Annotated in this window: 6 protein-coding genes; 2 read left to right on the top strand and 4 right to left on the bottom strand. The window is 69.2% G+C overall.

Annotated elements, in window-relative coordinates:
* The first annotated feature begins 1,174 nt into the window (after positions 1-1,174).
* Positions 1,175-2,179: a hypothetical protein gene (locus ADL08_RS37545; protein WP_199836965.1), complete on the top strand. Its 1,005-nt coding sequence runs from the start codon at positions 1,175-1,177 to the stop codon at positions 2,177-2,179.
* Here ADL08_RS37545 and ADL08_RS06845 read toward each other — a convergent pair.
* The gene (locus ADL08_RS06845) at positions 2,077-3,486 is read right to left on the bottom strand and encodes a protein kinase domain-containing protein (protein ID WP_053641160.1); all 1,410 of its coding nucleotides are present in this window, start codon (positions 3,484-3,486) and stop codon (positions 2,077-2,079) included. The two genes, ADL08_RS37545 and ADL08_RS06845, sit on opposite strands and share 103 nt — an antisense overlap.
* 403 nt (positions 3,487-3,889) lie before the next feature.
* On the bottom strand, positions 3,890-4,942 hold the full coding sequence (locus tag ADL08_RS06840; RefSeq protein ID WP_053641159.1) for a hypothetical protein: 1,053 nt from the start codon (positions 4,940-4,942) through the stop codon (positions 3,890-3,892).
* 330 nt (positions 4,943-5,272) lie between these two features.
* Here ADL08_RS06840 and ADL08_RS06835 point away from each other — a divergent pair, with 330 nt between their 5' ends.
* Entirely contained in the window at positions 5,273-5,968 is a 696-nt protein-coding gene (locus tag ADL08_RS06835) for an Abi family protein (protein WP_053641158.1), read from the top strand.
* 284 nt (positions 5,969-6,252) lie between these two features.
* Here the strand turns inward: ADL08_RS06835 and ADL08_RS06830 are convergent, their stop codons facing one another.
* Positions 6,253-6,873 (bottom strand): hypothetical protein, encoded by a 621-nt coding sequence (locus tag ADL08_RS06830; RefSeq protein ID WP_053641157.1) that lies wholly within the window; start codon positions 6,871-6,873, stop codon positions 6,253-6,255.
* Positions 6,874-8,724: a DnaB-like helicase C-terminal domain-containing protein gene (locus ADL08_RS35170; protein ID WP_078968019.1), complete on the bottom strand. Its 1,851-nt coding sequence runs from the start codon at positions 8,722-8,724 to the stop codon at positions 6,874-6,876.
* Between the last annotated feature and the right edge of the window lie 239 nt (positions 8,725-8,963).

Here is an 8,963-nt window from a genome sequence, read left to right as displayed (position 1 = left end):
GTCTCCTCCGGAGACATGACGCGCCGTCACTACGTGACGGAACGTTGCGTCGTCGCTCCGCGACGACCTGTAACGCCGCTCCGCGGCGTTACAAAAGCTGGCTGCCTGGAGGAGCCGGCCCCTGTTGGCCGGTACATAATTGTAGAAGTAAGTGCATCGCAGCCCAGTCTCTATAACCCTTTGACCTGCGGCTATATCTCTCTGGCTCTCAACGGCCTGCCTGGTGAGAGCCAGATCAGACTGACTTGTCGCTGAGCGCCGGACACCGTCCCTGTCGATGCGTACCCATTATGTAACGCTCCTTGGCTCGGTTCACGGTTATGTAACGGCTACTCTTCGTGTTCAAGTATTGGTCTGGACCTCTTGTGGAATACTCGGTACCTAAAAAGAGTGATAGAAGGTCTCCGAAGGGATTTTACGCATTCACTCGCGTTACATGGGTGTGGGGGTTCTGTGACGATTCTCTCCGGATGGCGTTCCCCGAAGACGTGAATCGTTGTGCACCGCAAAAGTAGAAATTTAGAGCCGCATTCGGGGCTCGTTTTTCTTCTGCTTAGGTTTGTTCTCGGGAGGTGTGTGTGGGAGCTGATGGCATGGGACGGAACTCTCATCGCCGTCACCACACCCGCGTCTGACCCGCTCTCGTTCCGGACTCGTTGCCAGTGCCGCAGAGCCCTCACGCGACGCGCTGGCCCAAGCCGTCCTGACCCCGAGGCGGGACTCTGATCGAGCGCCTCGCGGCGCTCGGCCTGCGGGTGTCGGCAGCGCAGCTGGAGCGGTGACGGGCGGCGGGACTGCTGCCCGGGCACGCACGGCGGTGGCTGGGGCGCGGGCGCGGTTCGATGTCGGTGCTTGCCGAGGAGACGGTGGCCGTCGCGGCAGCGCTGGGGCGGCATGCGCGGCCGGGGCGGGATCTGCGGTGGACGGTGATCGCCTGGTACGCCGAGGCCGGACTTCCCGCCGGGCCAGGGGAGTTGGCGGTGCCCGAGCCGCCGTGGCCGGCCGTGCGGGAGTCGCTGTTGTGGGCGGTCTCCCGCTCGCGCGCCCAGCACCTGGTGGTGCGGGCCCGTACGGCGGGCGGCGGGGGGCGCAGGACGCCTTCTACGCCGAGGCCGGGCGGGTGGCGGGGCGAGGTCCGGCCGGGCTGCCGCACCCGGACGAGGTGCGGCGGCTGGTGGTCGACGACCCTGGGGGCGCGTGGGACCGGGGCCCGGAGCGCGGGCAGCGGCGCGCGGTGATGCATCTGGCCGCGGCCGCCGGGATGGGGGCCGCGGAGGTCGGCGGTGAGGTCCTCATGGAGGCGCTCGCCGCACTGATGCCCGGCGTGGACTGGGCGCCGGTCGCCGAGTCCACGCAGCAGGCCGAGCGCGAGGGCACTCTGGGGAGCTGGCTTGTGGCGGGGACACTCGTTGACCCGCTCGCCCGCCTCCGGGCCGCCGGCGAGGAGGAGATGACTGCGGCGCGCAGTGTGGCGCGAATCCTCAACCTGGTCGGCTTTCTGTACGTGATGCACGGGCTGCTGATGCCCGACAACCCCTTCCTCGCCCGCCTGCGGGCGAGGATCGACGAGTCCGGGTTCGCCCTGGTTGTCTCCCAGCTCGTCCCTCAGATGGCCAGCCCGTCCGGTGTCCCCCACGCGCTGGCGATGTGCCTGTCGCCCGAGATCGCCGTGGTCGCCGCCTTGTTGGAGGAGCTGATCGACGAACAGGCCGGCGCCGGACAGGGGCTGCTGTCGCTGCCCGGGGCCGAGGAGGGCGGGGCCGGGGCATTCAAGCAGACCTGGATCGACCGTCTCCACGAACTCCGGACCGCGGCCTCGACAGCGTCGGCGAGGGCGGCGGCCCCGGCTCGGCCGTCACTGCGGTCCCCGAGCCCTGACGACCTTGTGCCGAACGCGCCGAGCACGCCCTGCTGGCCGCGTGGCTGCCGAGCACGGATCGTGCCACGTGCGCCAGCGCGGGTCGTCAGCGGCCGTCGCATCGAGTGCGGCCGGCATCGGCGTCCAGCCCCATGGGGACAGCCGAGTTCGTCCTCGTCTCGCTTCCAGAACCCGTACAGAATCGGCTGGCTGCGGGGTCAGGCCGTGGCGGCGGTCCGTTCGGGAACCTCAGCGACGGGAGCGTCCGGTGAGGAGTGGGAAATCCAGGCCACGACCGCGTCTGTCAGCTGCTGGACCTGATCGGCTGTCCGCGGCATCCGCGCACGGTGCCACGGAGTGTGTCCCCACTGCTGTTCCAGGACCCACGGCGGTCCGCTTCGCTGCGCTTCGGCGATAAAACACACACCGTCGTCGAGGAGTGCGTCCAGGACGATGCGCCGTCCGTCGTGGAGGTCGGTGGCCATCCAGATGAAGCCGCCGTCGGGTACGAAGCCTTCCTCACAGTTGTCGATCCAGCCGTACTCGCCAAGGGTGCGATCGCCGTTGTCGTGGTTGATGCCCTCGCTCCAGGCGTCCGGATCACCGGTCAGGGCTTCGGCGATGCGTCGGATGCAGGGCAGCATCATCGCCCGTGTCGCCTCAACATCGCGGCGGCTGCGGTCTCCGTGCGGTCCCCAGCCACCCATGAAGGGGCGGCCGAAGGGGCGGAAGCGGGTTGTCTGGGCGTGGCGGCCGAGCCAGGCCGCCAGTTCGGCATGGAAGTCGGTCATGGTCAGCCGGTCCTGCACGCGGTGCTGGGCCGCGGCCTCCAGGACGTGTTCCAGGGCGGTCATGGCGTTCCCGCCGCCGTGGGTGGCCAGGTTGAACTCCTCCGCGCCCACCCGGTGTGTTCCCTCGGGCGGATACGGGCCGCGACGGCGATGGGCCAGGACGAAAAGGGTCTTGGCGAGAGAGTAGACATCGGCCCGCTCACCGCGGTCCTTGCCGTCGGTGCTGCGCATCTCGGGGGCCATGAAGTTGGCGGGCCCGACCTTCTCCCCGACACGGGTCACGCCGGCGGGCAGGTGGGCGAAGGCCGCGATCCCGAAGTCGGCCAGGACCGGCATCCCGTCGTACCAGAACAGGTTGTCCGGCTTGATGTCCCGGTGGTAGATCCCCTGATCGGCGAGCGCCGCGAGGGTGCGGGCCAGGGCGGTGGTGTGCGTGACCACGTCGAGGACGGTCGAGGTGTCGTCGACGATGTCGGCCAGCGGCCGGGCCCGGGGCATGGCGTACCAGCGGGGTGCGGTGCCATGGGCGTCGTCGATGTCCCAGATCGGTAGGATGCCCGGACTTCCGTTCACCTGCTGCATGAAGAGCGCCTCGTCGTAGAAGCGCCGGCGGCGGGCCCTCCGTCCCTTGTCCACATAGCCCTCGCCCGGCACAGGCGGGTCGGACATGTGCTTGAGGACGCCCTCACGCCCGCTGCTCACCTCGGTGGCCCTGCGCACGAACTTCTTCCCGCCGAGTTGGCCGAGTTGGCCGTCGTCGCGCCACCGCGGAACGTTGTAGTCGACGCTGTTGCCGTTCGGCTGCGGCTTACGCGGGCGCTGCGGAGGGCGTGGCACGGGTCTTCCTGACATGCCCGAACGGTAGCGTTCCTGTGCCCCGCCTCGGGACCGAACAGCATGCTCTGCGCACAAACTGGGACCTAGACGGGAGCGCGGGCTGCGGGGGTCGGCGCAGCCGGTGCCGGGGCCCAGGGGTGTGCGGCGGTGCGGATTCTGTCGTTCGCGCGCGGGCTGTCGGCGGAGTGTGCCCTGCCTGCGGGTCTCCAGTCGCGAGCAGCAGATCAACGAGATCCGCATCGCCCCCCCACTCTGCGTGCCGCATGGTTCGAGCCCGGCCGGTGCCGAACAGGGCGGCGCCCTCCACGACGCTGGTCCGATGCCTCTGCCGTACCCGGGAAGGCACCGCGGGGACGACGATCCCGTCCGCCGGGCGGCAGCCGGCGCGGACGGATGTGGTCGCTCAGGTGCGCCGGAGGCGAAGCGGTCGGACCCAGTCCCCGGTGGCGGCATACCAGTTGAGGGTTTCGCCGATCCGGTCGGCGGCGTCCTCAAGCAGACCGTCGGGGGTCACAGTGACCCGGTGGCACGGCGGGAGGCGGCTGTCCGGGTGGTAGCCGGCGTACTTGCCGTCGCCGTGACGGTCGGGGTCGGGGGTGACGTCGATGAGGCCGAAGGCCTGCAGCGCCTGGTGGGTCTCATAGGCCTCGCGGGTCAGTCCGTAGGCGCCCGCGCGCACGGCGCCGGTGACGTAGGGCTCATCGTGCTCGGAGTGCTGGTTGACATCGAGCCACATCAGATAGGCGGTGATCTCGCTGGGGGTCAGCAGGTGTACCCAGCCCCGGGTGAAGAACGCGGCCGGGATGTCGACGTACGGCTCGTTCTTCTTCGGCACGCGATAGGGGATGTGGGCGTTGTCGGTGCTGTGCCCGCTGTCGCACAGCAGGGTGAAGTCGCGGAAGGGCAGGTATTCACCGCGGTGGGGCAGGTCGACCAAGTACTGGTCGTTGAGGGTCTTGAGGGCCTGGGTGATCTGGCGCAGCTTGTTCGTCCTCGGGCTGGCAACGTAAGCCGTGCCGCCCCGGTGGCGGGCGAGCGCGCAGACGAGTCGTTCCAGGGAGATCGGCTGGTCGCGGCCGTGCTCGATGGGAATCGTGTGGTGCCACTTTTGGCCGGGGGCGGCCTGGCAGGCGGCGGCGAACAACAGGAGCAGGTGCAGGCGGCCGGTGACGCCGCGGGGGGCGATCAGTCGGGCGGCGGGAGGCCGTTTCTCGCGCGGCAGGCCATTGCGTTCCGTCACGACTTTCAGCGGCACGGTATGGCGGACGTAGAGGCGGCGGACACGGACCGCCGAAGGGGTGCGGCCGGCGGCGGACAGGTGGGTGGCGGCTGTGACGGCATCCTTCAGCATGCCGCTGTCGGTGAGGGCGTCGAGCGTCTCGTGGCGGGTCTTCACCGCCTTCTCGGCGGGTCCGGGCGGCTCCCCCGTGGCCGATACAAGGCGGGCCCGGATCACGGCGCCTCCTCACCGATTGCAGCGGATTGATAGCTACGGCTTGACCCGCATGTTATGCCTCGTCTCTCCGCTTCCCTGGTGGCTTAGAGGTCATGCAGGTCAATCCGTGGTCCCAGTGTACGGGGACAGCTCCGGATCGGGGGTTTCATTGAGCTATGCGACCGGCCGCACTCCGCAGGCCCCGGCAACGGGAACGCGGGGCTGCCGTCTCGCGGGCGAGGCGTACCGGGCCCGGAAAACGTCTTAGCCCCGGCGACATGATCATTTAGATCAGCGGTCCACCGGGGCTTGTCATCCATGACTATACCCGACCTTCCAGCAGGAGGAACCGTGACGCACGCATCCCCGGCACCCGCCCCGGGGCCGTGGGTGGAGAACTGGCTCAGCCCCGCCCGGCACGCCATCTACCTGACCGCGGCCGGCGGCGACCCCGCCCGCGCCCTCGCCCTGTACGAATGGAACACGAGCCTGACCTGCGCGGTCCTGCGCGACCTCAGCCACTTCGAGATCGCCCTGCGCAACGCGTACGCCGCCGCGCTGGACGCGACCTGGAACGGCAACGGGCACTGGCTGGAGGACCCGGCCAGTCCCCTGCGCGCCCCGCTGATCCGTGTGAAGAAGGGCTCGCGCGGCACGCGCCGGGTCGACATGAACGACAAGACCCGCAAGGCCATCGACAGCGCCCGCACCCGCTACGGCCGCAGCGCGCCCCCCGGGAAGGTGATCGCCGAGCTGTCGCTGGGCATGTGGAGGTACCTGTCCACCTCCGCGCACGAGAAGACGCTGTGGGTCCCCCACCTCCACCACGCCTTCCCGCCCGGGACCAACCGCGCCACCATCGACCAGCCGATCGGCGACCTGCACGAGCTGCGCAACCGGGCCGCGCACTGGGAACCGCTCCTGAACGTTCCCGTCGCCGTACGGATGAAGGACCTCCTGACGGTCGCCGGCCTGCTCGGGCCCGACCTCGCCGCCTACATCCAGCACTCCAGCCGCGTCGACGCCCTGCTCACCCAGCGCCCGTAACCCGTCGGCCGCACGACGTCTTGGCCGTCAGACGGCCGCAGCGTCAGGGGGAGGGCGCCGGAGGCGTGCTGGAGGGTCTGGCGGCGGGCGACGCCGGAAGCACTGGTGGTCGGCATGAGAATGACATGGCCCTTCGTTACTCATGCAAGCAACGAGTGAGCACCACCCGTCAGCGTCAACGACCAGGCCACCGCACCTGCGCCACTGACACTCAGACGACGAGGTCCAACCGACACTCCCCCGCAGACCATCAGGGCCGGTCAGGCCAGCCGCAGGCGGTCGTGTCAGGCGCCGATGCCGATGTAGGAGACGTAGGTGTAGGCGCCCCAGTCGGAGTCAAGTTCGGCGATGATGTCGTCCCAGAGGTCTTCCATGGTGTCCAGGTCGCTGGCGACGAGGGCGTCGACGGCGTCGTCCCAGATATAGCGGACCTGCCGGTGTTGAATCCTCAGGTTGTCGCGGCGGCGGGGCTCGTCGACAGTGGTCTGGTTGACGGGGTGGATCTCGATACGGGTGCCGCGGCCGCCTCGGTTGAGGTGCTGCTTGAGGGCGCCGGGGTTGGCGAGCACGTTGTGGGCTCGCAGGTTCCAGTAGGCAGTGTCGATCGCTTCGAGGTTGGCCGGGCGCGGGCGCTGGGTGCCGCGGGTCCAGGCGCGGATCGTGGCGGGGGTGGCGAGAATGCCGGCGTCGGCCAAGGCTTGGGGGCCGCCTTTGGTGGTGGTGAGGTAGCGCATGCGGGCTTTCAGGCCGCGGCGGGTGCCGACTGGGGATTTGATTCCGCCGTCGATGATCATGCGTTCGAGGGCGTCCTCGAGGGCGCGGGCGAGGGCGATTTTGCCGTGGACGTTTCCTGGGTCACGGTCTGCGCCGTAGTTGCCGAAGTTCTTCCATCCGTCGGTCGACATCTATCGGGCGCTCTTCCTCGGCAGGGGGTACTGGTCTTTTTGTTTCATCTGGGTGGTGAGGCGGCCTTCGGTGAATACCTTGCGCCAGTCGCCGGCTACGTGGAGTTCGTCGGTGCCGCGGACGCGGACGACGGTCAGGCCATTGGTGTGGGCGCGGTGGGATTTGTACCAGAGGTTAGCGAATGCCTGGGAGCGGATGATGTGCATCCAGTCGGGTCGGCGGATGTCGCGGTTGACGCTTGATTCTCCGATGGTGGAGGTGAATTTTGAATACATGGCTTTGATGTATTCGACGGTCACCGTGTCGTCGGCTTCGATGGCATTGGTGCGGGCCTCGGTTAGGACACGGCGGAATTTTTCCAGGAGGCCTTCGCTGGTGCCGGAGGTCCAGCGCTCGGTGATGCGCGGGGCCTCGCACAGGCCGAGGCGGGCGCAGCGGATGAGGAGGCGAATGGTGGCGTCGTCGAGGAGGACGGGGCCGTCTTCTCGGCGGTTGCCGATCGGGTCGGGCAGGTCGGGGTGGTGCCAGGTGGGGCGGGTGGGGAGGCGGTAGATGCCGGAGCGCTTGGGGTCGAAGCCGCCGTTGGGGTCGTGGATCAGGGCGCCGATGGGCAGGTGGGTCTTGAAGGCGGACAGGAAGCTGGCGTTGGTATCGAGGGCGTTGACGGTGATCGGGGGGTGGGTGCCGTTTTGGAGGGCGTCCATGAGGTGGGTGTTGGTCCAGTTGTGGCGGCCTTCCCAGATTTCGTCGGCGCCGTCCTTGGTTTTCTTCCGGAGGAATTCAAGGGTTTCCGGGTAGACGGTGTGTTCGTAATTTCCGCCGACGCGGGTTGCCTCGAACAGGGCCATTGCGTTCGGTACGGCCTTTTTCACCAGGGCTTCGGTTGCGACGGTGATGTCACCGTCGTGCTCGTGGAGGGCTTCGTCGACGGCGCGGGTGATCATGCCGGTGAAGTAGCTGTAGTCCCGGTTGGCGTAGCCGCCGGGCGGAGGTGGAGCGGCGGTGCGGCGGTGCGATGACCTGCGTGGGGCGTCGGTGTGGGCTGCCTGGGCGGGCTCGGTGGGTGTGGGGGCTTGGAGAGGCGCCTGCGGGGTGTGTCCGGGGGTGTGCAGGTTCGCGGCTTGTGGCTGCGCTGGAGGGGTGGGGCTGGCGTAGGGGATGGCCGGGTCTGTGATGCGGGCGTGGGCAAGGTCGGCGTGGAGAGTGAGGGCGGCCTGCGGGCCGAGGTCGCGTTCGGTGATGGTCGCGTGGATCTGGTCGGCGTCGCGGGTCAACGTGATGGTGATGTCGAGGCTGAGCTCGGCGATCAGGCGGGGATCGTCGCTGTCTACGGCAGCGACGACGGGGAGCTCGTGGGTACGGGCGAGGTGAGCGAGGGCCTGGGCGGCGTCGGTGATCTGGGCCGGGCCGGACAGCGGCAGTCGGGGGTCCTCGGTGGTCTGGAGGCGGTCGACCACGATGAGGGCCAAGCCGGGCAGGTCCGGGACGCTCTCGGCGATCGCGTCGGTGGTCAGGTCGGTGCCGTCATCGATGTACAGCGGGGCTTGGGCCAGGTGGTGGTGGAGGGCTGCGGTGTCGTCCTGCTCGGTGGGTGTGAGGCGGCCGGCTCGCAGGCGGCGGTAGTCGACGGGCAGGTGTGCGGCGACGATGCGTGCGGCGATGTCGGCGCGGGTGAGTCCGGAGGCGGCGTAGAGGACGGGTTGGTGCTGGTCGAGGGCGCTGGTGCGTGCGGCGGCGGTGGCGATCAGGCTGGATCCGGCGCCTGGGGCGGCGGCGACGAGATAGAAGCGGCCGGGCTGGAGGCCGCCGAGGGCGTCGTCCAGGGTGCGGATCCCGGTCGGCAGGCCCATCAGGGGTGCGGGGGCGGTGGTTTCACCGGTGGAGGCAGTGGTGGGAAGGACGGTGTCCAGGGCTTGCGCGAGTGCGGCCAGGCGTCGCAGGGTGCGTGGCGCAGTGATAGTTGGTGGGCCACTGGCCGGGATGACGGTCTTGTGGCTGGTCCCGGGCGTCGCGGGCCTCGGCGCGGTCGTAGGACCAGGTGGTCCAGCCGAGTCCGTGGCCGAAGGGGAAGGCGGGCTCGGTGCCGGCG

Source organism: Streptomyces sp. NRRL F-6492 (assembly GCF_001280125.1).
In the GTDB taxonomy this organism is placed as follows: domain Bacteria; phylum Actinomycetota; class Actinomycetes; order Streptomycetales; family Streptomycetaceae; genus Streptomyces.
The sequence above is the reverse complement of the archived record's forward strand: the minus strand, read 5'-3'. Positions and strand labels throughout refer to the sequence as shown.